The organism is Halodesulfovibrio sp., assembly GCF_025210605.1.
Lineage (GTDB): Bacteria > Desulfobacterota > Desulfovibrionia > Desulfovibrionales > Desulfovibrionaceae > Halodesulfovibrio.
The window spans coordinates 221,791-247,335 of the sequence record NZ_JAOARI010000002.1 but is presented as its reverse complement, the minus strand read 5'-3'; the positions used below and the strand labels follow the sequence as shown (position 1 = coordinate 247,335).

General features: G+C 46.0%; 21 protein-coding genes. 10 read left to right on the top strand and 11 right to left on the bottom strand.

Going from position 1 to position 25,545, the window contains the following annotated elements; genetic code table 11:
* Positions 1 to 15: 15 nt before the first annotated feature.
* The 3 genes from N4A56_RS01145 to N4A56_RS01135 all read right to left on the bottom strand — a co-directional run bounded on the left by N4A56_RS01145 (position 16) and on the right by N4A56_RS01135 (position 2,954).
* Positions 16 to 1,143, bottom strand: a complete 1,128-nt coding sequence (locus N4A56_RS01145) for a glycosyltransferase family 4 protein (protein WP_295544442.1) — start codon at positions 1,141 to 1,143, stop codon at positions 16 to 18.
* A 102-nt stretch (positions 1,144 to 1,245) separates the two neighbouring features.
* Complete coding sequence (locus N4A56_RS01140; RefSeq protein WP_293671757.1) at positions 1,246 to 2,151, bottom strand: M23 family metallopeptidase; 906 nt, start codon at positions 2,149 to 2,151, stop codon at positions 1,246 to 1,248.
* A gap of 50 nt (positions 2,152 to 2,201) precedes the next feature.
* Positions 2,202 to 2,954, bottom strand: coding sequence for a tRNA 2-thiocytidine biosynthesis TtcA family protein (locus N4A56_RS01135; protein WP_295544440.1), 753 nt, complete (start codon positions 2,952 to 2,954; stop codon positions 2,202 to 2,204).
* Positions 2,955 to 3,360: 406 nt separating this feature from the next.
* Here N4A56_RS01135 and N4A56_RS01130 point away from each other — a divergent pair, with 406 nt between their 5' ends.
* From N4A56_RS01130 to N4A56_RS01110, 5 genes are all read left to right on the top strand, one after another.
* On the top strand, positions 3,361 to 4,674 hold the full coding sequence (locus N4A56_RS01130; RefSeq protein ID WP_293671761.1) for a DUF4340 domain-containing protein: 1,314 nt from the start codon (positions 3,361 to 3,363) through the stop codon (positions 4,672 to 4,674).
* A gap of 51 nt (positions 4,675 to 4,725) precedes the next feature.
* Positions 4,726 to 4,950, top strand: coding sequence for a DNA-directed RNA polymerase subunit omega (gene rpoZ / locus N4A56_RS01125; RefSeq protein ID WP_293671763.1), 225 nt, complete (start codon positions 4,726 to 4,728; stop codon positions 4,948 to 4,950).
* 5 nt (positions 4,951 to 4,955) lie between these two features.
* Entirely contained in the window at positions 4,956 to 6,077 is a 1,122-nt protein-coding gene (gene dnaJ / locus N4A56_RS01120; protein ID WP_295544437.1) for a molecular chaperone DnaJ, read from the top strand.
* Positions 6,077 to 6,559: a cyclic pyranopterin monophosphate synthase MoaC gene (gene moaC, locus N4A56_RS01115; RefSeq protein ID WP_293671767.1), complete on the top strand. Its 483-nt coding sequence runs from the start codon at positions 6,077 to 6,079 to the stop codon at positions 6,557 to 6,559. Before dnaJ ends, moaC begins: the two co-directional genes overlap by 1 nt.
* Positions 6,560 to 6,713: 154 nt before the next feature.
* The gene (locus N4A56_RS01110) at positions 6,714 to 7,103 is read left to right on the top strand and encodes a transcriptional repressor (protein WP_295544434.1); all 390 of its coding nucleotides are present in this window, start codon (positions 6,714 to 6,716) and stop codon (positions 7,101 to 7,103) included.
* A gap of 377 nt (positions 7,104 to 7,480) precedes the next feature.
* Here the strand turns inward: N4A56_RS01110 and N4A56_RS01105 are convergent, their stop codons facing one another.
* The gene (locus N4A56_RS01105) at positions 7,481 to 8,011 is read right to left on the bottom strand and encodes an acyl-CoA thioesterase (protein ID WP_293671771.1); all 531 of its coding nucleotides are present in this window, start codon (positions 8,009 to 8,011) and stop codon (positions 7,481 to 7,483) included.
* A gap of 582 nt (positions 8,012 to 8,593) precedes the next feature.
* Here N4A56_RS01105 and N4A56_RS01100 point away from each other — a divergent pair.
* The 3 genes from N4A56_RS01100 (at position 8,594) to aspS (ending at position 12,724) form a co-directional block, all read left to right on the top strand.
* On the top strand, positions 8,594 to 9,385 hold the full coding sequence (locus N4A56_RS01100; RefSeq protein ID WP_295544432.1) for a class I SAM-dependent methyltransferase: 792 nt from the start codon (positions 8,594 to 8,596) through the stop codon (positions 9,383 to 9,385).
* Between the two features lie 135 nt (positions 9,386 to 9,520).
* Positions 9,521 to 10,759: a histidine--tRNA ligase gene (gene hisS / locus N4A56_RS01095; protein WP_295544430.1), complete on the top strand. Its 1,239-nt coding sequence runs from the start codon at positions 9,521 to 9,523 to the stop codon at positions 10,757 to 10,759.
* 135 nt (positions 10,760 to 10,894) lie between these two features.
* On the top strand, positions 10,895 to 12,724 hold the full coding sequence (gene aspS, locus N4A56_RS01090; RefSeq protein ID WP_293671777.1) for an aspartate--tRNA ligase: 1,830 nt from the start codon (positions 10,895 to 10,897) through the stop codon (positions 12,722 to 12,724).
* A gap of 176 nt (positions 12,725 to 12,900) precedes the next feature.
* Here the strand turns inward: aspS and N4A56_RS01085 are convergent, their stop codons facing one another.
* The 3 genes from N4A56_RS01085 to N4A56_RS01075 form a co-directional block, all read right to left on the bottom strand.
* Positions 12,901 to 13,389, bottom strand: coding sequence for a cytochrome P460 family protein (locus tag N4A56_RS01085; RefSeq protein ID WP_295544428.1), 489 nt, complete (start codon positions 13,387 to 13,389; stop codon positions 12,901 to 12,903).
* Positions 13,390 to 14,011: 622 nt separating this feature from the next.
* Complete coding sequence (gene eno / locus N4A56_RS01080) at positions 14,012 to 15,301, bottom strand: phosphopyruvate hydratase (protein WP_293671780.1); 1,290 nt, start codon at positions 15,299 to 15,301, stop codon at positions 14,012 to 14,014.
* 76 nt (positions 15,302 to 15,377) lie between these two features.
* Positions 15,378 to 16,166, bottom strand: coding sequence for a type III pantothenate kinase (locus N4A56_RS01075; protein ID WP_293671781.1), 789 nt, complete (start codon positions 16,164 to 16,166; stop codon positions 15,378 to 15,380).
* Positions 16,167 to 16,604: 438 nt separating this feature from the next.
* Between N4A56_RS01075 and N4A56_RS01070 the strand changes: the two genes are divergently transcribed.
* On the top strand, positions 16,605 to 17,666 hold the full coding sequence (locus tag N4A56_RS01070) for a hypothetical protein (protein ID WP_295544425.1): 1,062 nt from the start codon (positions 16,605 to 16,607) through the stop codon (positions 17,664 to 17,666).
* Position 17,667: 1 nt separating this feature from the next.
* Positions 17,668 to 20,295: a cytochrome ubiquinol oxidase subunit I gene (locus tag N4A56_RS01065; protein WP_295544423.1), complete on the top strand. Its 2,628-nt coding sequence runs from the start codon at positions 17,668 to 17,670 to the stop codon at positions 20,293 to 20,295.
* A 255-nt stretch (positions 20,296 to 20,550) separates the two neighbouring features.
* Here the strand turns inward: N4A56_RS01065 and nspC are convergent, their stop codons facing one another.
* The 4 genes from nspC to N4A56_RS01045 form a co-directional block, all read right to left on the bottom strand.
* The gene (gene nspC, locus N4A56_RS01060) at positions 20,551 to 21,708 is read right to left on the bottom strand and encodes a carboxynorspermidine decarboxylase (protein WP_295544421.1); all 1,158 of its coding nucleotides are present in this window, start codon (positions 21,706 to 21,708) and stop codon (positions 20,551 to 20,553) included.
* On the bottom strand, positions 21,681 to 22,877 hold the full coding sequence (locus N4A56_RS01055) for a saccharopine dehydrogenase family protein (RefSeq protein ID WP_295544419.1): 1,197 nt from the start codon (positions 22,875 to 22,877) through the stop codon (positions 21,681 to 21,683). The genes nspC and N4A56_RS01055 overlap by 28 nt, the downstream gene beginning before the upstream one ends.
* A 78-nt stretch (positions 22,878 to 22,955) precedes the next feature.
* A complete protein-coding gene (speA, locus tag N4A56_RS01050; RefSeq protein ID WP_295544417.1) occupies positions 22,956 to 24,893 on the bottom strand; it encodes a biosynthetic arginine decarboxylase in 1,938 nt (645 codons plus the stop codon).
* A gap of 194 nt (positions 24,894 to 25,087) precedes the next feature.
* On the bottom strand, positions 25,088 to 25,495 hold the full coding sequence (locus tag N4A56_RS01045; RefSeq protein WP_295544415.1) for a VOC family protein: 408 nt from the start codon (positions 25,493 to 25,495) through the stop codon (positions 25,088 to 25,090).
* Between the last annotated feature and the right edge of the window lie 50 nt (positions 25,496 to 25,545).

Below are 25,545 nucleotides of genomic sequence, written 5' to 3'. Positions count from 1 at the left end.
GAGGTAGAGAGCGCGTTATGCAAAGACCTTGTCTTCGAAAAACTTGATTGTTTCTGCAAAGTGCTTGCTGTCGGTAGAGCCTGTGAATCGATCTCGATTAAGCGCTAGCCATCTATCAGTGTAGCTTGGGTCTTTAAGGAATTTTTCCAGCTCGTTTGCAAATATTTGTGCATCCGGTTTTTCAGGGATGATAAAATCAGTGTTAGAGGTGTCGGCAAGCTCCATAGCGCCGACGCCTTTGCTGGCGAGTACTGGTGTTCCGCTGACAATCGCTTCAAGGATGATGAGTCCGAACTCTTCTATAGGTCCTGCGTGAACCATAAGGTCAAGCCCGTGGTAGAGCTTGTGTACTTCCGGTGTAGCAGGAAGAATATGTGTCTGCTCTGCTAGTCCTAGTTTTTCTGCCTCAACCGCATACTGTTTTTTGTTTTTTTCTTTCCCGACAATGACAATGGCAATGGTGTCACGAAGTTTTTGTGGCACAAGTGATATTGCGGTGAGAAGTGTGGTTATTCCGCGCTTTTTGAAATCACCGGATGTGATAAGTCCGATGACTTTTTTATCGTCCGAAATGCCGAGTTGTTCTCGAAGTGTTTTTTGGTTTTCTGCTCTGTTTTCAAGTGAAAATTGATCTGGCGAATATCCGGGATAGATGACGGTAATTTTGCTGGAATCTATACCAAAGCGTTGGCACAGATCTCTTTTCATAAGTTGTGAATTAGCGATGATGTATTTGAAATTATGTGCAGAAAGGAAGTTTTTATGAAGCCGATGTACGCTGCCTTCCTTGGCGTTTTTGCCGTTCAGGAGCTCTGATGCTAGGTGAACGCAGTTGTGCATGCTGATGATATCAGAATTGAGATTTTCTCCCTGCCCCCAGACTATGTCTGGTTTCAGGATAGTAGCGGCAATGTCTACGAATTTTGAAAAGATAACGCGACGTGAATATTTGCTGAATTTGATTTTGGGAACAGTAATGGCTTTACCGCCAGCTTGAGCGACACGTTTTTTGTCGCACTTTTCGCTAATCGTCCATACTGTATGTCCAGCGTCGGTGAGATGCTTGATGTTCGCCAGAATGATTCTTGAAGAGCCGGTGTTGCCGAGGATGTTTTGCGATGCAATCAAGAGAGTACGTTTCATGCGGGAAAATGTACTCGGAAAAAAAGAAAAAAAAAGATTAGATGCGTTATAAATAATAAAAGGAAGTAATGTGTACATTACTTCCTTTTTGATGTTTATTGGCTAGTTTAAGATAAACTTTTTAGGGTTCAGAGCCACGCCGTTCAGCTTAACTTCGTAGTGAAGGTGTGGACCCGTCGAGCGCCCTGTGTTGCCCATGTAGCCTAGCAGCTCGCCGCGTTTTACTTTCTGTCCTTTCTTTACCACGTATCGGTTCATGTGGGCATAGCGGGTCACAACGCCAGAGCCGTGGTTCACCATCAGGTTGATGCCGTATCCACCACTCGTTCCTGTAAAGGAGACGCGCCCGTTTGCTGTTGAGTAAATAGGTGTGCCGATTCTGTTAGCGATATCGATACCTTTGTGGAAGTCCTTACGTCCTGTAAAAGGAGAACGGCGAGGACCAAAAGGGGAGGCAACCCAGCCTTCTGTAGGCCAGATGGATGGGGTTGCAGCAAGAAGTCGCTGGTTTTTGCGGAATGTCTGAATCAGCTCTTGTTGATTCATTTCTTCCAGCTGTACGTCGGTATTAAGATCTTTCAGGAAGCTATGAATTTTGCGGGCGAGGAGTTCCTGCCTATGGATTGGGAGATAATTGTCTGCAAAATCCTTTGCTTTTGCTCCGCCTACTGCGGATGCAGTGTCACCCTGATCTTTGTCCAGATTAATCATGATGCGCAGTTTGGTGTCAAACTGCTGCACGCGCTGTAAATCTTTCTGCACGATGCGTAATTTGTCGACCATGCTTAAGATTTGGCTGTTCTGTTCAAAGATTGTTTTCTCAGAGTCTGCAAGGTCTTGTGCAAGAGTCTGGGACTGATGATAGTACTTCCACAGGTATATGTTACCTGCGGATAGTGCGAGGATAAGAATCAGTACACTGGCAAAAAACCAGCCGCGCAGGCTTATTTTATTGCAGTGTCCCTGATTGTCCTTGAAGACAACAACGTGGTAGCGATTAAACAGCATAGTGTCTGTCAGTTACTCTGTAGTTGAGGGTGAAAAAATAATTTGCGAGGTTACTTCTCTTTCGAGTCCAGTGTCAAGGCAAGTTGCCATCTGGTAAGTCCATTGAACACGTTTTGTTTTACATTTTTATACTTCTTCGTCAGTGCTTGAAAATCGTCCATTACATCCTTTCTGCGGGAGTCAAATGCAGATGGGCAAGGGTTGTCCCACAGTGGTAAATTCCATTGACGGACGCATTTGCGGATAACATCTTTTTGCACCATGAGCAGCGGACGAATGACGGTAAGGTCGCCGTCAAAGAACTCTTCCTTCATGGACATTCCACGCACATTGCCTGCTTCGTATAAATTCAAAAGAAACGTTCCCACGAGGTCGTCTGCGTTATGTCCGAACGCAAGGTGTGTTAACTCGTATTGCTTGCATAGTTCAAACAGGCGTGTGCGACGCTTCATTGCACAGTAGAAGCACGGTGAGTTGTTGCGATTCACATCGGAGTGCGCATCTGGGCCGTCTGTGGTTGTTTCAATGTGGTACGGAATGCCGTGTTCAATAAGCCAAGGAGCGAGCGGTGCATGGCAAGTATCGTCAAAACCGGGGTTGATGTGCAGCGCCATCATTTCGAATGTGAACGGGACTATCTTTTGACGATGCAGCAAGGTTTTCATGAGTACCCAGCTGTCCATACCACCAGACATTGCTACGCCGATACGTGCGCCCGGGTGGATCATTTCGGTTTGCTGCATCAGCTTGCCTGCGCTGCCGATACACTGTTTCTGGGCGTAGCTTAATTTTTCTTTTGCCATGTATGCTCCTGACCTGTCAGAGCGTAACGGTGCGCAGTGCAGGTCTGTCTGTTGTTTTACGCCCTGTGGTGTTCCGATGTGGCAGCGGAGTGTTCAGGGGTGTTCAGGCATTAACAGGGCTGTGCAGTGTCGCGCAAGTGCGATTTACATATTTTAAATTGCGAGGCTGCGGTGTTTGTCGAAAAAATGGTGGTACTGAAGGTACGTAGAGATGTGTTTCAAAAACTAGTTGCAGTTCTTGACAGACATTGTGGCGCGAAGTATACTGCAAAGCTTGCCAGATAGTCTGCGTTTTTTTTATTGCTGAGTTCAGCAGGATTTCCTGCAAGCGTGGACGGGCTAATTTTTTGTGATGATGGCGATGGTGTCAGACGTTATCATTAATTATACCGTCGAACGGTTGTTTATGAAAAGAACAGTACTAGTTGCAATTGCTCTGCTCCTCCTTTCTGCCGGAGTTGTAGCAGGAGTTCAAGAATATCAGCGTACAAGTACGTTACGCACGAGCAATGCTTCTTGGTTTACGCAATCGTCCGAGGTTGTAGAGAAGATTGATCTAACGAATAACAGCGGCCATTTTTCTTTTATACGGGAAAAAGGACGCTGGTTTGTTTTGTTTAATGGAAAAAAATGTCTTGCACGACAGGATGTTTTAGACAGTCTTCTTGATAAATTTCGGGAAGTTCCACCGCAGAATTGCGCTGAGGTTGAGCCTGCAAAGATGCTTGACTATGGGCTGGACAACCCCGGAATCCGAATTACTTTGTTTGGAACAGAAATTTGGCACCTTGGTATAGGGCAGACTGCGCCGGGAGGCGACGTTATTTATGCCAAGAAGGGTGATGGGCAGGTGTGCATGGTTCCGCCGGAATATATATCCATGCTCGATCAGCCCGTAGCAAATTTTATTGATTCCAGACTTGTTGCTGTTCCTGCTGAGCGAATAACAAAGATTCGGATGCAGGGTGATAAAACAGGAACGTGGGAAATAGAGCGCACTGACGACGGCTTTATTTTTACGTATCCGGAAACGCTTGTTAAGCACGTTGTTGACCAGAATTCCGCAGAATTATTTATTCATACGCTAGTGAATGGCGGTGCTTCGTGTGAATCCACGGATATGCTGGTGGGTGCGGTTGCAGATTTTTCTGTTACTATATGGCAGGAAGGAACTTCTGAGCCGACAACGCTGGTTGTGTTTAAGCGTGAGAAAGATGACGGGGCATACAAGGCGAAAGACACACGCCAGCCTAATCCTATAGAAATTTCTCCTCAGCTGGTGAAACAGCTGAGATTGACTGCTTTTGCTTTGCAGGAAAAGCCGATTTTTACCATCAATTTTGGCGAAGCAGTACGTCAGAAGCTTACACGCATTGACGGTAAGCAAGTACAGAATATTACCATCACGAAGACGGCGGATGGTTGGGTTGATGACCTGACTAACCAAGAGCTTACGGGGATGGATTTATTTATTTGGCGACTTGGAGAGTTGCAGTATCAGAAATTGCCGGTTCGCAATAGACCGGAAAGTGCACTGCTGTCTTTGAGTTGGAATATTTATGCGGCGGAAGATGTTCCGCTTGTTGAATTGTATTTTTACACCGATCCCAAGCTTCCTGAAGGAGTTTGCTGGGTCAGATTGCAAAGGGAAAGCGTGTGGTATCCCGTGTCGAGCAAGCTATTGTACGACCTGCGTGCACGTCTTCCTTTTAATCAGTAACATTTTTGTTGAAAAAACGGCTTAGCCGCATTCATACATAAGGAGTCCTCAATGGCCCGCATTACAGTAGAAGACTGTCAGGAACGCGTAGACAACCGTTTCCTTTTGGTACAGATGGCAATTAAACGTGTTCATCAGTTCCGTGAAGGCTACGAGCCTCTCGTTGAAAGCAAAAACAAAGAAGTTGTAACTGCTCTTCGTGAAATCGCTGCCGGTAAAGTGCTTGCAGATGGTGTAGATATGAAGATTGGTTACGAACAGGACGACGCTGAATAATTCCTATGAGCCAGAGAGATTATTACGAGGTTCTCGGGGTTTCCCGATCAGCCTCAGCAGACGAAATCAAACGTGCGTATCGTAAGAAAGCTATGGAGTTCCATCCGGACAGAAATCCGGATAATCCAGAAGCTGAGCAAAACTTCAAAGAAGCTTCTCAAGCGTATGAAGTGTTGCATGATGACGAAAAGCGCAGCCGTTATGACCAGTTTGGTCATGCCGGTGTTGACGGTAACGGTTTTGGTGGGTTCAATCACGCAGAAGATATCTTCGGCTCTTTCGGGGATATTTTCGGTGACTTCTTCGGCTTTAACATGGGCGGCGGTTCTCGTGGTCCTCGTGCTCAAGCCGGTGCTGATTTGCGCTACAATCTGACGATTTCTTTCCGTCAGGCTGCGCACGGCGATGAAGTTACATTGAAAATACCTAAAAACGTTGTTTGTGATGAATGTGACGGCTCCGGTGCTGCGCCGGGTTCTTCTGCCGAAACATGTTCCCACTGTCATGGAGCTGGTCAGGTTAGACAAAGTCAGGGACCGTTCTCTATTTCCCGACCTTGTCCTGTCTGTGGTGGTTCTGGGCAGATTATTCCTAATCCTTGTCCAAAATGTCGCGGTGTCGGCATTGTTAAGGAAACAAAAGAGCTTCAGGTGAAAGTACCTGCCGGTGTTGATACTGGTAACAGACTGCGCCTGCGCGAGGAAGGGGAGCCGGGAATTCATGGTGGCCCTCCGGGTGATTTGTATGTCGTTATTAGCGTTGAAGAGGATAAAACCTTTGAGCGCCAAGGACATCACCTGGTTTTAAGTAGAGAAATTTCTTTTGTTCAGGCTGCACTGGGCGATAAGATAGAAGTACCTACTTTGGATGAGCCTATCACCATGGATATTCCGAAAGGAACCCAGAGTGGTGAAGTGTTCCGCATGAAAGGGTACGGTTTGCCGAACCTGAGCTACGGTGCACAGAAGGGTGATTTGATGGTTGAAGTCATCGTAAAAACCCCGACCAAGCTTTCTAAACGTCAGGAAGAATTGCTTGAAGAGTTTGCTGCTCTCGAAGAAGATAAGCCTTTTTCCAAAGTAAAAAAGATGTTTAAAAAAGCTGGAAAAGCAATGGGAGTTGATTAATGGACGAGAAGAGTTTTTCCCACATGGACACAGACGGTTCCATCACAATGGTGGATGTTGGCGATAAAGATGATACGCGCCGGACCGCAATTGTCCGGACTGTGGTTGAAGTCTCTTCGAATACCCTTGATCTGCTTCTTCGTCAGGCGTTGCCCAAAGGGGATGTGCTGACTACAGCCAAGGTGGCTGGTATTCAGGCTGCTAAGCGCACATGGGAACTTATCCCCTTGTGTCATCCACTCTTTTTGAGTTACGTTGACGTACGTTTTTCAGTAGATGAAGCACAAAATTGCATTAATATCGAGGCGGAAGCCCGCACCACCTCTCAAACAGGTGTTGAGATGGAAGCCCTTATGGCTGCTCAGACAGCAGCCATGACAATTTACGATATGTGCAAGGCTGTGCAAAAAGATATTATCATTCGCGATTGCCGCCTTGTGTATAAGGCAGGCGGTAAGAGTGGCGTGTTTCAGGCCGAATAGTTGTACTGGACACAGGACAAAGAGTTAAAGCCCTTACAGAAATGTGAGGGCTTTTTCTTTATATATTGAATGGGTTGATAAGATTTTAAAGATTGTTGACATAGAATAAATAAGCCGATAGTAAAAACTATTACTAATAACAGGGGGTGCACATATGGCTGTACAGACACGTATGACCAAGCAACGCAAGGTTATCCTTGAAGAGCTTTGCAAGGTTACTACACATCCAACAGCAGATGAAGTGTACGACATGGTTAGACAGCGGTTGCCGCGCATTAGTCTGGGCACAGTGTACCGTAACTTAGATGTACTTGCAGAAAGTGGAGATATTCTCAAACTTGAACATGCAGGGTCACAGAAAAGATTTGACGGTAATACTAATCCTCATGCTCATGTACGTTGCAGTGTATGCGGTAAAGTAGGTGATGTAATGAACGCAGAGTACATTGTATCAGCACAGGGGGCGGTAGCGCCCGGCTTTACAATACATGCTGCATATGTTGAGTTTGAAGGTGTATGTGACGCTTGTCAGACACATAATTAATGCACATTTCCGCAGGGTAGGTGAGAGATCATCTACCCTTTTTTATTGCCGAAAAATGACAGAATGTATTGCAAAAAAGCTGTGCAGGTGAATTTGTAGAGGGAAGAGTTGTGGAAAAGAAAAATAAAGAAAGAAGAGATACCGTCGAAGAGAAGGATTAGAGGCTATGGGCGACAAGCGTAAGAGAAAGGGCAATTTTGTTCATAAGCTTGTTCGGCAGGGTAGGGATCTGCGAATCTGGGTCACTGATGAACAAAATCGCGCAGCTTGAAGCCCAAAGCCTCTGTAACAAGGTGGCGATTTTTACCTTGCATTTTGCAGGCAGCATGACGCCTAAAGATCTATAGACATGCTTGCCCTTAAAAAAGATGTTGTAATCAGTAGACTTCTTCGGGACTGTAAATAGCATTTTGCTCCATCTGAGCTTGCGCCTGTTTTTCCCGTTTGCGTTCTGCGTGCCGTGCTGCGCGGCGCAGAGTTGCTTCTTGCAGTCTACGTTCTTGTGTTTTTGATTCAATAATAAGTGGCGGGATTGCGGTTGCTTTTTTTTCGGCATCCATTGCGACAAAGGTCAAATACGCTGAAGCAACATGCCGGATGTTTCCCGTCAGCAAGTCTTCAGACTCCACCCGCACGCCAACTTCCATTGACTTAGAGCCTACAAAATTGACGCTTGCTTTGAGCACCATAAGCTCCCCGACATGCACGGGTGCTTTAAATTCCATACGGTCTATAGAGGCAGTAACAACGGAGCAACCGCGTGCATGACGCATGGCGCATACTGCTCCGGCAAGGTCAATATGTTTCAGGATCACGCCACCGTGAATATTGCCCGCTGCATTTGTGTCACCCGGTAAAGCTCGGTGAGTCATAAGTGTTTCACTACTGGCTACGCTCCGACCTTCCATATAGTCTCCATGACTGATGTTTTTTGTGGGTCTATATCCGTTGGTATATAAAATTAATCTAGATGCTTGTATTTCGCTAAGTTCTAATTAAAGTCATAATGTTGAATAGCGAAATATGCAAGTAAATCTATGGTGGTTGTTATATACTTATTCTCTGATTTTATCGGGTTTTGCTCGTCTGTGAACGATATTTTGTGCGAAACTGGACTTTTTAGAAGTGAATTTTGAGCAATGGTCGCAGCTGTAGTATGTTGAGAGTAAAAAATACCAGTGCGGCTCACAGCGGGAGGAGCGGAAATAGACAAGTATATGTCGCTTAGCCAATGGCAACGCTTAGTGTAATTTGTAGTTGCCTGTGCCGTTGTGATTCGCGTATTATTTTGCCTACGACAGGAACGTAATAATCCCATAAAATGAGATTAGTTTGTGCCGTGTCTGCACTGTTACATTCTGATTAGGGATATATTGGTGCATTCTGAACTGTTTATTTTTCCGAGAGTTGCTTTTTAAATCTGGTGGTAAAGGCTTTTCAGTACGTTTAATCAATACTTAGTATAGCCTGTTGCACAAAGGTGTTTTGAAATGACTAATTGGACAAGCAAGGAAACTGTGGACAAATATACACAGTGGAATGAGTCGCCCGCAGGTATTTTTGCATTGCGGGCGAAAATGAAACTTATTGCCGATTTGATTTCAGGATGGCCAAGGCGCGGGCGGCGTTTTTTGGAAGTTGGGTGCGCTGCCGGACGTATGACAGAAATGTTTTATCATGCAGGGTTCGATGTGACAGGTCTGGATTGCTCTCCTTCTATGCTTGAAGCAGCAAGAGAATTGCTTGGTCAACGAGCTGAGTTCTTTTTAGGAAAAGCAGAGCACCTACCGTTTGAAGATAGGCAGTTTGACTATGTAGGTGTCGGTTCTGTTCTCGAATTTGTGGATGACCCAGAAGCTGTTCTTGAAGAAGCGTTGCGGGTTGCTTCGCGAGGCGTGATTGTTACAGTCTATTCTAAATGGTCACTGTATTACTTGTCCCGCAATTGTTCCGGTGCTGATTTTGCTGATGACAGAACATGGTTAAGCCCGTTTGCTGTAGACCGCATGTTGCGTAATCAAGTTGAAACAGGGTTATTCACACGCCGGTCTATTCTGCTAGGACCAGTTTGCACGTGGAGAGATGCGCCTGTGTGCAACTGGTTGAATTCAAGCATCTTGCCGTATGGTTTCGGAGCGCTCTCTGGAGTTTGTATCGACAAGAATGATACAAAAATGACGATTCCTCTTATGGTCAAAAAATGCAGTGCAAAACCATCTATTTTGAATGCTTGCCGCACTAATTTGGCTGCCAGAAATTCTGCATCAACTTTTGACAAATAGCCAACTTTAGACTACGCAAAGCTGTTTCGGCACAATTTTGCCGACACAGCTTTTTTTGCGTGCGATGCGTACCGTTATTTTATGATGGTACATAACGTAGCGCATGGAAAAAATTACAATTTTTTAGGAACGGGCATGAGTAAAGTAAAAAGAATCAAAGGTTTTGCCGATATGTTCTCTCCGGAGAGCGACACCTTTACCTTTATGGAAACTGCTGCACGGGAAGTTTTTGGCAGCTTTGGCTATAAAGAATTGCGTACGCCTATTATTGAGCGCACAGAGCTGTTTAAACGCTCTATCGGCGATGAAACAGATGTTGTACAGAAAGAAATGTACACTTTTGATGACCGTAAGGGTCGTTCTCTTACTATGCGTCCGGAAGCAACCGCAGGTGTTATGCGTGCTTACATTGAAGGCAATGTGAATGCATCAGAGCAGATTTCCAAGCTCTTTACCTTCGGTCCTATGTTCCGGTACGAACGTCCGCAAAAAGGACGTATGCGCCAGTTCCACCAAATTAACTGTGAATGTCTGGGACCAGTAGAGCCGCATGCGGATGCAGAAGTTATCCTTATGCTGATGACGTTCCTTACTAGAATCGGACTTAAAGAGCTGGTTCTTGAAGTTAACTCTCTTGGCTGCCGCGACTGTCGTCCTCAGTATAATGAAGCATTGCGTACCTTCCTTGCAAATCTCAATAAAGAAGAGCTTTGTGAAGACTGTCGTCGCCGTATGGAAACAAATCCATTGCGAGTACTCGATTGTAAGGTTCCTGCATGTAAAGCATTAACTGAGAATGCTCCGACAATTATCGAACACACATGTGAGACCTGTCGTACTCACCATGATAAAGTGCTTTCTACATTGCGTGCCGCAGACGTACCATTTACACAAAATGATCGCCTTGTGCGCGGTCTTGATTACTACAATCGTACTACATTCGAAGTAGTGTCCAATGCTATCGGTTCACAGAGTTCTGTTGCCGGTGGTGGTCGTTATGACGGACTCATCAAACAGCTTGGCGGTGCAGATGTACCGGGTATCGGCTTTGCGTGCGGCATGGAGCGTCTTGCTCTTACGCTGGGCGAACGTGAAGTAGAACAGCCGGACTTCTATATTGCAATTCTTGATGAGGCAGGTCTTGAAGCAGGTCTTATGCTTGCTCAGTCGTTGCGTCTGGCAGGCAAAAAAGGCGATGTAAGTTTTGCTTCCAAGTCCATGAAAGCGCAGATGCGACAGGCTGGTAAAAAAGGTGCTCGCAAGGCTCTTATTCTGGGCGGAGATGAGCTTGCAGCAAAGACTGTTGTAGTAAAAGATATGGAAACAGGCGAACAGGTAACTGTTTCGCAATCTGAACTTATTGAACATATATAATAATCAGTAGTATATAACGGGACGGTGCATGATGCGCCGTCCTGATTTTCTACCATCTGATAACACCATTCGTGTAGAACCCCTAACCTTTGGACAGCGCTGCTGTCTTGAATGTATTTTTTAAAGGAAACGAGAATGAGCGATCAAAATCTGGATATTCAGCAGGACCATCAGCAGTACATCGAGCCTCTTAACGGGTGGGTTCGCACCCATAATTGCTGCGAGCTGAATGCCGATAATATCGGCTCTGAAGTATGCCTGATGGGTTGGGTGCAGTTCCGTCGCGATCATGGTGGCCTGATTTTTATCGACCTTCGTGACCGCAGAGGCCTTACTCAGGTAGTTTTCAGCCCAGACGTGAACAAAGAAGCACACAAGCTTGCTCACATTTTGCGTACTGAATATGTTGTTGCGATTAAAGGTGAAGTTCGCCATCGTCCAGAAGGTATGACAAATACCAGCATGGTGACCGGTGAAGTAGAAATTTATGTAACTGAGTGGAAGTTGTTGAACACAGCAAAAACTACTCCGTTCCAGATTGAAGACCGCGTAGAAGCATCCGAGAACCTTCGTCTCGAATATCGCTACCTAGACCTTCGTCGTCCTAAGCTTGCAAACAACTTTATCATCCGCAACCGTGCTGCACAGTCCATCCGTCGCTACCTTGATGAGTTGGATTTCCTTGAAGTGGAAACTCCATTCCTCACCAAATCCACTCCTGAAGGCGCACGTGACTTCCTCGTGCCAAGCCGTGTGAACCAAGGTGAATTTTACGCACTTCCACAGTCTCCGCAGATCTTTAAACAGCTGCTGATGGCTGCTGGTATGGATCGCTACTATCAGATTGTTCGTTGCTTCCGTGATGAAGACCTGCGTGCTGATCGTCAGCCTGAATTTACACAGGTTGATATCGAAATGAGCTTTGCTGATGAAGAACAGGTTCAGACTATGGCAGAAGGTCTTGTTGGTCGCGTGTTTAAGGATTGCCTCGATGTAGACATTCCTGCAACATTCCCGCGTATGACATACGATCAGGCAATTGAAGAATACGGTCTTGATAAGCCGGATACTCGCTTTGATCTTCGTCTTAAAAACGTAAGCCACGTTGTAAAAGATTCTGGCTTCCGTCTGTTCTCAAGCGCGGAGCTTGTAAAAGCAATGCGCGTGCCGGGTGGTGCTGTGCTTTCCCGTAAGGAAATTGACCAGTACACCGACTTTGTAAAAATTTACGGCGCACAAGGTCTTGCATGGATCAAAATTAAGGAAGGCGAATGGCAGTCTCCAATTGCTAAATTCCTTTCTGATGAAGAACGTAAAGGTCTTACCGAAGAGCTTGGTCTTGAAGTTGGCGACATCGTATTCTTCCAGGCTGGTCCTGCCGAAATGGTTAACAACGCTCTTGGTTACTTGCGTATCGAAGTTGCAAAACGTTTTGATCTCATTCCAGAGAACACTTACAACTTCCTGTGGGTAACTGATTTCCCTCTCTTTGAGTACGATGCAGACGAAAAACGCTACGTAGCTTGTCACCATCCGTTTACCTCCGCTCAGGACGGCGAAGAGAATGTGATGGTAACTGATCCTGCTAACGCAAAAGCTCGTGCGTACGACCTCGTACTGAACGGTAGCGAAGTGGGTGGTGGTTCTATCCGTATGCACAACCGTGAGCGTCAGGAAGAAATGTTCTCCGCACTTGGTTTCTCTAAAGAAGAAGCAGAAGAACAGTTTGGCTTCCTCATGGAAGCATTCGAGTACGGTGCACCTCCTCACGGCGGTATTGCATTTGGTCTTGATCGTCTTGTTATGATCCTGACCGGTTCTGCTTCCATCCGTGACGTTATTGCTTTCCCTAAAACTCAGAAAGCAACTTGCATGCTTACCAATGCTCCATCTGCTGTTTCTAACAATCAGCTGCGTGATTTAAGCCTGCGTTTGCGTGAAATTAAGAAAGAATCTGCTGAATAGCAGGTTACTGTAGAATAAATGCTAAAAGGCAGAAACGTAGTGATGCAGCTACGTTTCTGCCTTTTTTGTTTACTGCATCGTGGTATGGCACAGTAAACTAGGGAGTTGGCTGCTCACTTGGGGGAGTTTGAGCAGTTTCGACGGAAAGTAGGAGAGAATTACAAATTTTCGCGTAATCACCATTGGTGAATAAATGTGTAATCATCAAAAGCCATGCTTACGTGACATTCAACACAGCTTTTAATTCTACCTTCCTCAATGACCGTTCCGTCCGGCTCATACGTTGCCCAGAACCAATTTCCAGCGGAAGGGGCGTAGCCTGAGCGTTTTTGCATGAGGTTTATGGTAAGGAGTGTTGTTCCATTTTTGTCGTAGTTTTCCATGACGATGATGGAATTTTCTTTTGCTGTGTACACAGACTCGTTAGCCAGCCTGTTTGGATAAATCTTTATTTTAGGACCATGCGGCGGTGCTCCCTTTAGCAGCCCTTCAGTATCTCCGAATGGCTCCCACTCTGTGTATAAATCTTCTGTCGTAATATACTGCCACAAAGCAGCAGCGGTCGTCATTGGAGGCTGGCTTTGATTCGCAGGTCTAAAAATTGAGCACGCGGTGATGAGAGATAGAATGGTAACAATGCAAACAACCGTAGCGAATTGCCTCATATACTCCTCCGGTATCGTCGTGTGATCTAGATGTTGTATATACGATAGCGTCTGCAATGTGTCTTATTACTTGTTTATTTTCGTATTATATTTACTCTTATACTATGTATTTTTATTATAATTCAGCATGATATCGTGCAATTGAAAGATGGATTTAGAATCAAACAATAGTAAATGATACGTACAAGTTGATACGTTATATAAGAAAAATGATTTTATGTTGCGCTCATGCATGTGTAAGTATGTATAGTTGTATGTATTTTGCCTTTAACACTATGAAGGTAGAACAGTTTGAAATACGATTTTTTTATAGTAGCTTGATCTGCCATGCACATTGTTGCTGACTGTTTTTATAGTAAAAAGTGTAGCATAAAAGGGTGACGTGCTTCTTATTTTTGTACTGATTACATATGGTTAGTATCTATTCGGTAAAGAAGACTGTAAGGTAGGTATGCTTAATAGACTTGCTGTGCAGTGTTTTTGTACTACTCTTGAGTGCGACTGTACTGCATGAACTTATTGTGTATTGTACTTGCATTAATTCTTGTAACAGTTTTATCGCATAAAAAAAGCCGGAGCGCGATGCGCTCCGGCTTTACTGTTGTGATCTTCGATGTGGTGATTAGTCACCAAGACCGAAGTGAGCTGCCATGAAAGGACCGAAGAAGATGCTATCATCATCAAGGTCTTCTTCAATGCGCAGGAGCTGGTTGTATTTAGCAAGACGGTCGGAACGGGAAAGGGAACCTGTTTTAATCTGACCGGAGTTAACAGCAACTGCGAGGTCTGCAATAAAGCTGTCTTCAGTTTCACCGGAACGGTGAGAGATAACGGTAGAGTAAGCAGCGCCTTTAGCCATTTCGATGGTGTCGAGGGTTTCAGTAAGAGTACCAATCTGGTTAAGTTTAATCAGAATGGAGTTACCGCAACCTGCTTCGATGCCTTCAGCAAGGATGTTAGGGTTGGTTACGAAAATGTCGTCACCAACGATCTGTGTGCTTGGGAGACGATCGGTAAGAACTTTCCAGCCGTCCCAATCCTGCTCTGCAAGACCATCTTCGATGGAGATCAGTGGGTATTTTTCAGTGAATTCTGCGAGCCACTCAACCATTTCTTCAGAAGAAAGGGATTTGTTTTCGCCGGAAAGAACGTACTTGCCGTCTTTGTAGAATTCAGAAGCAGCAGCGTCGATAGCAAGAGCGATCTCTTTGCCAGGAACGTAACCAGCAGCTTCGATAGCTTTCATGATGTAGTCGAATGCTTCAGCGTGGCTGGAAAGGTTAGGAGCAAAGCCGCCTTCATCACCAACAGAAGTTACGTGACCGTCTGCGGAGAGAAGTTTTTTAAGTGCGTGGAAAACTTCTGCGCCCATGCGAAGTGCTTCTGCAAAAGTAGGAGCACCGATAGGCATAATCATGAATTCCTGAATATCGAGGTTGTTAGGTGCGTGTTCGCCACCGTTGATGATGTTCATCATTGGTACTGGCAGAACTTTAGCGTTGATGCCGCCAAGGTACTGGTACAGAGGCTGACCGAGGAAGCTTGCTGCTGCACGGGCAACTGCGAGAGAAACGCCGAGCATTGCGTTAGCGCCGAGACGTTCTTTGTTTTCTGTGCCGTCAAGCTCGATGAGGATGTTATCGATGTTAACCTGACGAGTTGCGTCGAGACCGATGATGCCTTCTGCAATTTCGCCCATTACGTTGTTAACAGCAGTTTCAACACCTTTACCGAGGTAACGGTTTTTGTCACCGTCACGAAGTTCGAGCGCTTCACGTGTGCCTGTAGATGCACCGGATGGTACGGCTGCACGACCGGAATGACCGGATTCGAGGGAAACTTCTACTTCAACAGTTGGATTGCCGCGGGAATCCAAAATCTCTCTTGCCCATACGGAAACAATAGTACTCATTCTATAACTCCTTGTAGTCCGGTCAATTGACCGTTCTTTTCTAACAAATAGCCAAAAACATTATGGCAGTGGCTCATTACCGGATGCCATTTTCCAAATATAACAACCGCAGACCTTCCATTAAAAGGTCAGAGCGGACGTGATCGAAACATTCTGTAACGCGGGCGATATCTTTTGCAAAACCGCCAGTTGCTACAATTTGCATAGGACCTTCAAGAGTGCCGGAAAGGCGTTTGCATAACCCTTCCGTCATTGATGCAAACCCGAAGATAAAACCATGGTTAATGCTGGTTGATGTGCTGCGCCCGAATACGGGCATGTCGCTGTGTACTTCCAAGCTGATTTGTGGAAGTTTTGCAGTGTTACTTGCTAAAGCAGAAGCAGCGGATTTTACGCCGGGACAAATAAGTCCACCGAGGTAGGCGTTGTCCTGCACGCAGTCAAATGTTGTTGCAGTGCCGAAATCAACAGACACGATGGAGCGTGCATCAGGGTAAAGCCTGCGGGCTGCATACGCACCAACAAGGCGGTCTGCTCCAACCTGTTCTGGTCTTGTGTACCGATTTTCTAATGGAATCGGGATATCTTCCGGCGCAAGCAGCAATTCCTGATTGAGATAGCGCTTAATTGCCTTGCGGATAATCGGGTTCATATCAGGGACAACAGAGCTGCCGATGCATGCTCTGATTTCATCGGGAGAGACAGACAGGTGTGAGAGAATGTCTAAAATACGAAACCCGATAGAATCTGAAGTCTGGTGCGGGTCTGTGGGTAAGACATATGTTGTGGCGAGATCTTCTTTTTGTGTAATACCAATTTTAATATTGGTATTCCCAATGTCGAATAATAAAACAGTGTTAGTCATTCTTTCCTCTGGTTGAATCTCAACGCCTGAGCATGCAATCAAGAGTCTTTTGATGCTGTATGGATACAATATGCATTGATTTTTTCAGTTACATCATGTGTTTTGACTGAAAAGAGTATTCAAATCTCATATGAATACAGACAATACATAGTAGTATACCATGTGACATCGACATATTATTAGAAGCCCTTTGAAACACACGCGAGAAATACAAGGGGATGCGTTGTTTTTTCGGCAAAATGCTGCGCGGGTTTCAGTCCACCGCACTGCTGTTTGTACACGACACTTTTGTGGGTTCAATGAAACCAACGACAAGTGCTGTAGCGGCACGTACCCTCTTTGATAGAATAAAACAAGAGAACAAAAAAGAGAAAAAACAAATAAAGCTGCATGAAACAGTTTACAGTGTTAGTGCAGTGCATTTTTGAAGGAGATTTAATGCAATCAGCAGCTCTTATTCCTGTGGCGGATGCTATTCCGATAGCTGCCGTCTGGTTGGAAGGACTCCTCATTATAACCTTCGCTCTACACATTCTTCTGATAAATACAGTTCTGGGGGGAGCTGTTGTTTGTTCTGTCCGTAGCGTTTTCAATAAAAACAGTATTCCCGTTAAACGGATGTCCAAAGCGTTACCGTCGCTGTTTGCGCTTGCGGTCAACCTAGGCGTGGCTCCGCTCCTTTTTATTCAGGTTTTGTATGGGCAATACCTCTATACTAGCTCTGTGCTGATGGCGGTATATTGGCTGAGTGTGGTTTTTCTTGCTATCCTTGCCTATTCTGCCTTGTATTGGTTTGCAGGACAGTATGCCACACATACAGGCTTTTCCCTTTCTATTTTTATAAGTGCCGCTGCCATGTTGTGCGTTGGGCTTATCATGACAAACAATATGACACTCATGTTGCGTCCTGATGCATGGAGTGCGTATTTTTCATCACCATATGGACTGCTGCATAATTTGAGCGACCCGACTGTTCCGTTTCGCTATTTGCATGTTGTGGTTGCTTCAATTGCTGTGGGTGGGCTGGTTTTGGCGGTAATTGCTCGTTACAGGCTTACCAAAGAATCAACGGAACTTGCATTGCGTGAAGAGCGGCTCGGCTTGAAAATATTTTTTGTTTCTTCACTGGCGCAACTCCCCGTAGGGCTTGGTCTGCTGTTTTCGTTACCGGAGCATGCGCGCGCGTTGTTTATAGGCGGCTCAACGGTATATACGGGCGTATTTCTTGCTGCTTTGTCGCTTGTTGCTGTTTTGCTGTTTCTTGCTGCAACGGGCAAACTTTATGGAACAATTGGTGCGCTTCTATGCACTGTTCTCGCAATGGCTGGCATACGGGCGTTGTATCGCAAGGCTATGCTTGACCCGTATGGGGGAATCGCAGCGTTGCCCGTTCAGGGAGAATATTCATCGTTTCTGGTCTTTTTGATTTCTCTGGCACTGGGGCTTGTCGCCATAGTGTATATGATTAAGCTTGCAATGCGTAGCAGCGGGGAGGCATAGCATGGAATATCCAGTATGGTGGCTTCCGTCCATATCAGGCGGGCTTATCATTGCCTGTATGGCTGTTTTTCACGTCTTCATCGCGCATTTTGCTGTTGGTGGTGGATTCTTTCTTGTTCTTACAGAACGCAAAGGCTACGCGGAAAATAATCCGGAAATTGTGAAGTATGTTAAGCGGCACACAAAGTTTTTTCTGCTGCTGACAATGGTTGCAGGCGGCATGACCGGTGTCGGGATATGGTTTACCATTGGACTTCTTTCGCCCGCTGCAACATCAATTTTAGTGCATGATTTTGCGTTTGGATGGGCAACTGAGTGGGTGTTCTTTCTTGGCGAAATAGTTGCCTTGCTTATTTATCATTACCGATTCGGTAAGATGTCCCGCCGCGATCATCAAATAATCGGCTGGTTTTATGCGCTGTTTGCGTTCCTGTCGTTATTTGTGGTTAACGGCATCATCACCATGATGTTAACTCCGGGGGAATGGCTCGAAACTCGCTCCTTCTGGGATGGATTCTGGAATCCGACATTCTGGCCTTCCTTAGGATTGCGGTTTGCTATCTGTCTCATGCTTGCCGGTCTATTCGCGCTTGTCACAGCGTATCGTATTCAAGATTCAAAAACACGGGAACAGATGATTCGGTATGCAGTGCGGTTTGTCGCATTGCCATTCGTGCTGCTGGTCGTGACTGCCGTGTGGTATATTGTGGCACTGCCGGAAGCACAGTATTCAATGGTGCTTGTTAAATCTGCCCAGACTCCACAGCTGGTGAAAATATTCCTCCCTCTTTCTGCTATTCTTTTGTTGGGTGTATTGGCGTTTGCCTATGTTACACCGCAAGCGGTACGTCCTGCATTATTGGGGCTGCTTCTTGTTATTGGAATAGGGCAGATCGGGACGTTTGAATGGATTCGCGAAGCTGGTCGGCGTCCGTATCTTATCTATGGCTATATGTGGTCAAGTTCTGTTCCTGTAACACAGACAGAAGCAGTCCGCGAAAAAGGTATGCTTGTATTTGCCAAGTGGATTAATGCCAAAGAGGTGACAGCAGAAAACGAGCTTGAGGTTGGTGAAGCTTTGTATCGCGCGCAGTGTTCGCCTTGCCATGGGCTGACTGGTCCAATGTATCCGATAACCAAGACTGCCGCAGGGCTTACCCGTTATGGACTTGCAACGCAGTTGAACGGGCAGGGCAAGCTGCGTCAGTTTATGCCGCCATTTTTAGGAAATGAAGCAGAACGCAATGCGGTATCGGCATATCTGGCAACAATAATGAACAAGCCGTTGGAAAAGGCAGCAGCTACGATACCGACAGAAAAAGAGGTTAAGTTGCCAGCATATTCATCTGAAGATGCAGAGTATATTTTGCTTGCATGGGCAACTGAGGGAATGCACACCATTTCTGATAACTATGACAAGTTCACAATGCAGCTTCCCGGTTCTACCATTCGCGCACAGTTGTTTTTGCGTGGAGATGTTCCAGAAATCATAACTGAGGATGTGACACTCACCTATAGAATTGAAAATTCGTTCTCCACGCCATCGCGGCATGTATCGTTTTGGAATTATGCCAAGCAGCTGACAGGCAAAGATTTGCCACCAGATACCGGACTTTGTGAAACCAATTTGATTGGCACGTTTACAGTGGATGAAGAGAATCGGGCATTTGAAGCATGTTCTCTTCCTGTGTTTCCGTATTCAAATAACGGCAACGTCAATCCATATCCGCTGCTGACAGTCGAAGCACGCACACCTGATGGTAAGCTGCTAGCCACAACACGTGTTGCAGTTCCAATTTCGACAGAATGGGGTTGCCGTAATTGTCATGACGGTGAGTGGCGTGTTGATAATACGGCTGGGATTTCCAATAAAACAGCAGACAATATTCTTGCGACGCATGACAAGATCAACAGGACAAAGCTTCAGGAAAGAGTCCAGAAAGGAATGCCGCCGAAATGTCAGTCGTGCCACGAATCGCCGCGTACTGGTGATGCTGGAAAGCCGGAACTTCTTGGTTTCTCGGCAGCCATTCATGGATGGCATGCAAATTATCTGACAGATAACACTGATGCGACCTGTAATAGCTGTCATCCGGCATCAGCAGAGACAAATACGCAAGGTATGCGTGGATTGCATGTTGATCGTGATATTTCATGCATAAATTGCCATGGAACTATGGAAGAACATGCTCTCAGTCTGCTTAAAGCAGAAGAGAAGAAAGGAAAGCCTCGTGCAGCCTTCCTGATGGCTAATCTTACACCGCGTTCTTCAACAGACGAGATTATGCCGCGTCAGGCATGGGTGAATGAACCGGATTGCAGCGGATGTCATGATTTTGAAGAATCTCCAGACTTCGATGCATCAGCTGTAAATAGCTGGGCAGAAGAATCGCAAGGCTTGTTCAAGAATCGTAAAGATGAATTGGATGCTGTTATGTGTCAGGCATGCCATGGTGCTACTCATGCTTTGTATCCAGCTGAGAATGATTACGGTGAGGTGCTGAATAATATAGCACCGATGCAGTACCAAAAGTTCGCAGCGCCGTTAGGCTCTGAAGGTGGTTGTGTGTGTCACACTGAAGAAATGAGCGTGTACGACTCTGCACACCATCCGATTATTGAAAAGTAAATTGGGTACGAGTGGCGCGAGAATCAAAGGAAAGGTTTTCTGAATATCTGGCTAGAACTTATGGGATTGCCGTGAGTTGTAGCGTGAAGAATTTGTGCTTTGAGCAACTGCAAAGCTTCTTTAAGCGTTACAATCTCGTATAGAAAATCTTTACGAAATGCTTTGTGTCATTGATTAGAAAATAAAAGGCTGTCCTGTGAATGCAGGACAGCCTTTGTATATATGGTCATGTGCTGTGTAGATTGTGCAATTGCGCTACGACAGTCGGCACTTAAAGTCTTCGTATCCAAATTCGCGTACAATATGCAGATCACCGGAATTGGGATTGTAACGGGCAATTGCAGGCAATTGCAGCCCGTTAAAGGTGTTTGTTTTCACCATGGAATAGATTGCCATATCGGTAAATGCGAGACGATCCCCGACGTTCAGAGGAGCATCAAAAGAATATTCCCCGATTACATCACCGGCAAGGCAGGACTTCCCTGCAAATCGATACGAATATGCTTTTGTACCTTTTGTATCGGAATCAATCACGAACGGGCGATACGGCATTTCAAGCACATCCGGCATGTGGCATGCGGCAGATGCGTCCAGAATGGCAATGTCCATGTCTGCTTGAATAATGTCGAGTACCGTTGTTACGAGAATTCCGGCATCCAGTGCGACAGCTTCCCCCGGTTCGAGATAGACCTGAACATTGTATCGTGATTGAGCACGTTCTATACACGCACACAGGCGATCAAGGTCGTAATCTTCACGGGTGATGTGATGCCCGCCGCCAAAGTTGAGCCATTCCATGTTGTGCAGGATATGCCCGAACTGTTTTTCTACAGCTTCCAATGTGCGATCAAGAGCGTCGGCATCCTGTTCGCAAAGAGTATGGAAGTGCAGACCGGAAACGCCTTCAAGGTCGTTCTCGTCAAAATGCTCAAGGCGCACGCCAAGACGTGACCCCGGTGAGCACGGGTCATAAATAGGGACTGCACCTTCGGAGTGCTGCGGATTAACACGCACACCTATTTTGATGTCTCGTTCTGCTGTCTGAATGAGCGGGCGATATTTGCGGAGCTGGGCAAAAGAGTTGAATACGATGTGATCGGAGTACTGGATAAGTTTTGCCATATCGTCATCGGAGTATGCAGCGGCGAAGCTGTGCACTTCGCCGCCAAATTCTTCACGTCCCAGTCGCGCTTCATGTGGAGAACTGGCGCAGGTTCCGTGCAGGATATCGTTCAGTACCGGAAAGGTGCTGAACGTAGCGAATCCTTTGAGCGCAAGGAGAATTTTTGCTCCTGTACGTTGCTGAACGGAGTCCAGTATTGCCGCGTTTTCCGCAAGTTTTGCCTCATCCACAACAAAGCATGGAGAAGGCAAACGCTCCGGTCTTAATTTTTGAAGGTAATTTCTGTCCATGGGAGACCGTGAATGTTCAGTTTTTCCATGAATGGGTCTGGGTCAAGCTCTTCCATGTTGAAGACACCTTCGCCTGTCCACTTGCCTGTGAGCATGAGCATTGCGCCGATCATGGCTGGCACACCTGTGGTGTAGGAAACAGCCTGAGAAGCTACTTCTTTGAATGCTTCTTCATGGTCGCAGATGTTGTAGATGTAGTAATCTTTAGGCTCACCGTCTTTGATGCCTTTAATGCGACAACCGATGCAGGTACGCCCTTTTGTGCGTTTGCCAAGACCAGCAGGTTCTGGAAGAACTTCTTTCAGGAACTTGAGAGGCACAATGTCCTGACCGTTGTATTTTACGGTATCGATACGGGTCATGCCGACGTTTTCAAGCACTTTCAGATGGTTCAGGTACTGCTCGGAGAATGTCATCCAGAAGCGTGCACGCTTGAGTCCTTTCAGGTGTTTTACCAGAGATTCCAGTTCCTCGTGGTACATGAGGAAACACTTTTTAGGACCGATGCCTTCAGGGAAGTCATAATTCATGGAGAAGCTGAGAGGATCAGTTTCAATCCATTCACCGTGTTCCCAGTAGCGACCATTTGCTGTTACTTCGCGGATGTTAATTTCCGGATTGAAGTTGGTTGCAAATGGATGTCCGTGATCGCCTGCGTTGCAGTCGATGATGTCCAGCTGATGGATTTCATCAAACTGATGTTTCATTGCATGCGCACAAAATACGTTGGTTACACCTGGATCGAAGCCGGAGCCGAGAAGTGCCATAAGACCTTTCTCTTTGAAACGCTCCTGATATTCCCACTGCCATTTGTATTCGAACTTAGCTTCGTCGATAGGCTCGTAGTTAGCAGTATCAAGGTAGTGCACGCCTGTTTCAAGACATGCGTCCATGATGGTGAGATCCTGATACGGCAACGCAAGGTTGATAACCAGAACCGGCTTGTGCTTGTTAATAAGCTCTACAAGTTCAGGCACGTTATCAGCGTCAACGCTGTCAGTAATAATGTCACGACCAGTACGTTCCTTAACGGAAGCTGCAATGGCATCGCATTTGGAAATTGTTCTGGAAGCGAGGACGATTTCAGAAAATACTTCAGGAACCTGTGCACACTTGTGTACACATACGCCACCGACGCCGCCAGCGCCGATAATCAACACTTTGGACATAGTTGTACTCCTTGCATGAGCGGCTGTGAAATCTGATTCTGAACGCAATGAGTTTTGAAACAGATTTGACCGCAAAAATTATTTTTCAAAATATGTGTAGCCGCGTAAACCGGCGTAGAATGCTTGTAGAAGACTATACCGTTCTGTGGCAGTGATGCGTCCTTCCCGAACAGCCTGTTCAGCCATGGAGCGCAGGTCTTCCATAATTCTGCGTTGATCGTATTCTACGTATTCAAGCAGTTCACCAACAGTATCACCTTCGATTTCCCTGACAAACTCGTAACTGCCGTCTTCATACATGCGTATGCTGACAACATTGGTGTCACCGAAAAGGTTGTGCAGATCGCCAAGGGTTTCCTGATATGCACCGACGAGAAACGCGCCGAGGTAGTATTCGTCACCGTTTTTCATTGGGTGCAGATCAAGCAGAGGTTTTTCGCCTTTAGGATCGATAAAGGTGTCCAGTTTTCCGTCAGAATCGCATGTGATATCCGAAATGATAGCGTGGCGTGTTGGCTCTTCTTTCAGGCGATGCAACGGCATCACAGGGAAAAGCTGGTCAATCGCCCATGCGTCCGGAAGGGACTGGAATACACTGAAGTTTGCGTAATATATATCAGCAAGAGCTGTATCAATTTCTTCCAGCTCTTTGGGGACTATTTTTAATTTGTTTTTCAGCTTGGCAACGGCTTTGGTAATTGCCCAGAAGATGTTGTCCGCCAGAGTACGCTGGCGAAGGTTGACTCTTCCGTCAAGGAACATGCGGCGAACTTCATCACGGTAGAACAGCGCGTCGTTATACGCTTCCTGAAGGTTGCGTAGCGTGAGCGAGTTATATGCCTCGTACATGCTGACAATAGCTTCCGGTGTGTTCTCCGGTAATTCACCCGGAACACAGCCGTCTTCGATTTTGCTTACATCAAGGATATTGAAAAGCAGAACAGAATAGTACGCCACAACAGCACGACCGGATTCGGTTATGATGTGCGGATGCGGAATATTCTGTTTGTCGAGCGTAGTCATAACCGCTTCTACAACATCCATAGCATATTCATTGACGCTGTAGTTTCGGCTGGAGACATAGTTTGTGTGTGAACCGTCATAGTCAACGGCGAGTCCGCCACCAAGGTCAATGTAGCCCATTGGTGCGCCTTCCTGCACAAGCTCTGCGTATACGCGGGAAGCTTCCTGAACTGCTGAACGAATATTACGGATGTTAGGAATCTGTGACCCTAAATGGTAATGCAGCAGCTTAAGACAATGCAGCTTGTTCTGCTCTTTCAGGGTGTCGATGATGTCTGTAATCTGAGACATGGAAAGCCCGAACGAAGAACGTTCGCCACCGGATGCAGTCCAATGACCGCCGCCTTTTGCAGAAAGCTTTACACGTACCCCGATCTGCGGCTCAACACCGAGCAGTTCGGCACGCTCCAGCAGTGTAGCCAGTTCCCAGCCCATCTCCATAACAAAGATACAGTTGAAGCCCATGCGCATGGCATGAAGTCCAAGGTCGATGAATTCCTCATCCTTGTATCCGTTGCAGACAAGACATGCTTTGTGGTCACGCATTTGAGATATTGCGGCGATAAGTTCAGCCTTACTGCCTACCTCAAAACCGTGATGGAAGGATGAGCCAAAGTTGGCTATCTCTTCAAGAACCTGCTGTTGCTGGTTGACTTTAATAGGGAAAACGCCTCGGTATTCACCCTGATAGTCCAGCGTGGAAATGGCGTCTCTAAAAGAATTGTGCAGAGAAGAAATCTGAGAATCGAGAATGTTCTCAATACGTAAAAGAACCGGCAGCTCAAGACCGCGTTCTTTAAGCTCTCTAATGACCTCGGGGATACTGACAGCTACGTTGCTGCCACGTCCAAACGGGTGGATGGCAACGTCGCCACGGTCAGTAATGTCAAAGTAACCGGCACCCCAATTGCGGATGCCATACAGTTCAGCAGAGTCATCAATACTCCACTGCTGGAGGGCGTTTTTCTTTGCCAACTGTCGTACCTCATACATACTCCATTAATGGTGTGCCCAACCGGCAGTGAAAAAAATTACCTGCCGTAACCCTTGCAGCCGAGTCCCTTATTCCTAAAGACAAGGGGCACGGATACGTCTATTTTAGAATAAACGTGTGCGAATTTTTAGAGGGCATGGGGCAGTCATGTCAATATAAAAAATGCATAATGAGCAGTATGAAATAAGAATGTTTATTCTTCGTCATAAACCTTCAATTCTATTGTGAATCCTTCTGGGTCATCAACAAAGATAGATGTACCTTTTCCGCGCGCGCCCATGAGGTTGAAAGGACCTCTTGGCGTTATCTTGTGTGCATTCAAACGCTCGAGTAATTTTTTCCATTCTTTTCGTTCATATGCAATGCAAACGTGATTTGCTTTACCCGGCGTACAGATAAGGTCGCCAAGCTCTTCCCACATTTCAGGAGGAAAGAAGTGTATCATGTTATTGGCGTTCAGCCTTACGGAAGGGAATTTGGCTTTGCCTTCTTTCCATTCTTCATAATTTTCAGGAGGTAATCCTAAAACCTTGCTGTAAAATTGTACGCATACGTCAGGGCTGTCTACGTTGAGTGTCAGATGATCTATTCCAAACTTCATAGTTGCTCCCATTGCTGTGTGATTATTCTTGGTACGATACCACACAGGTT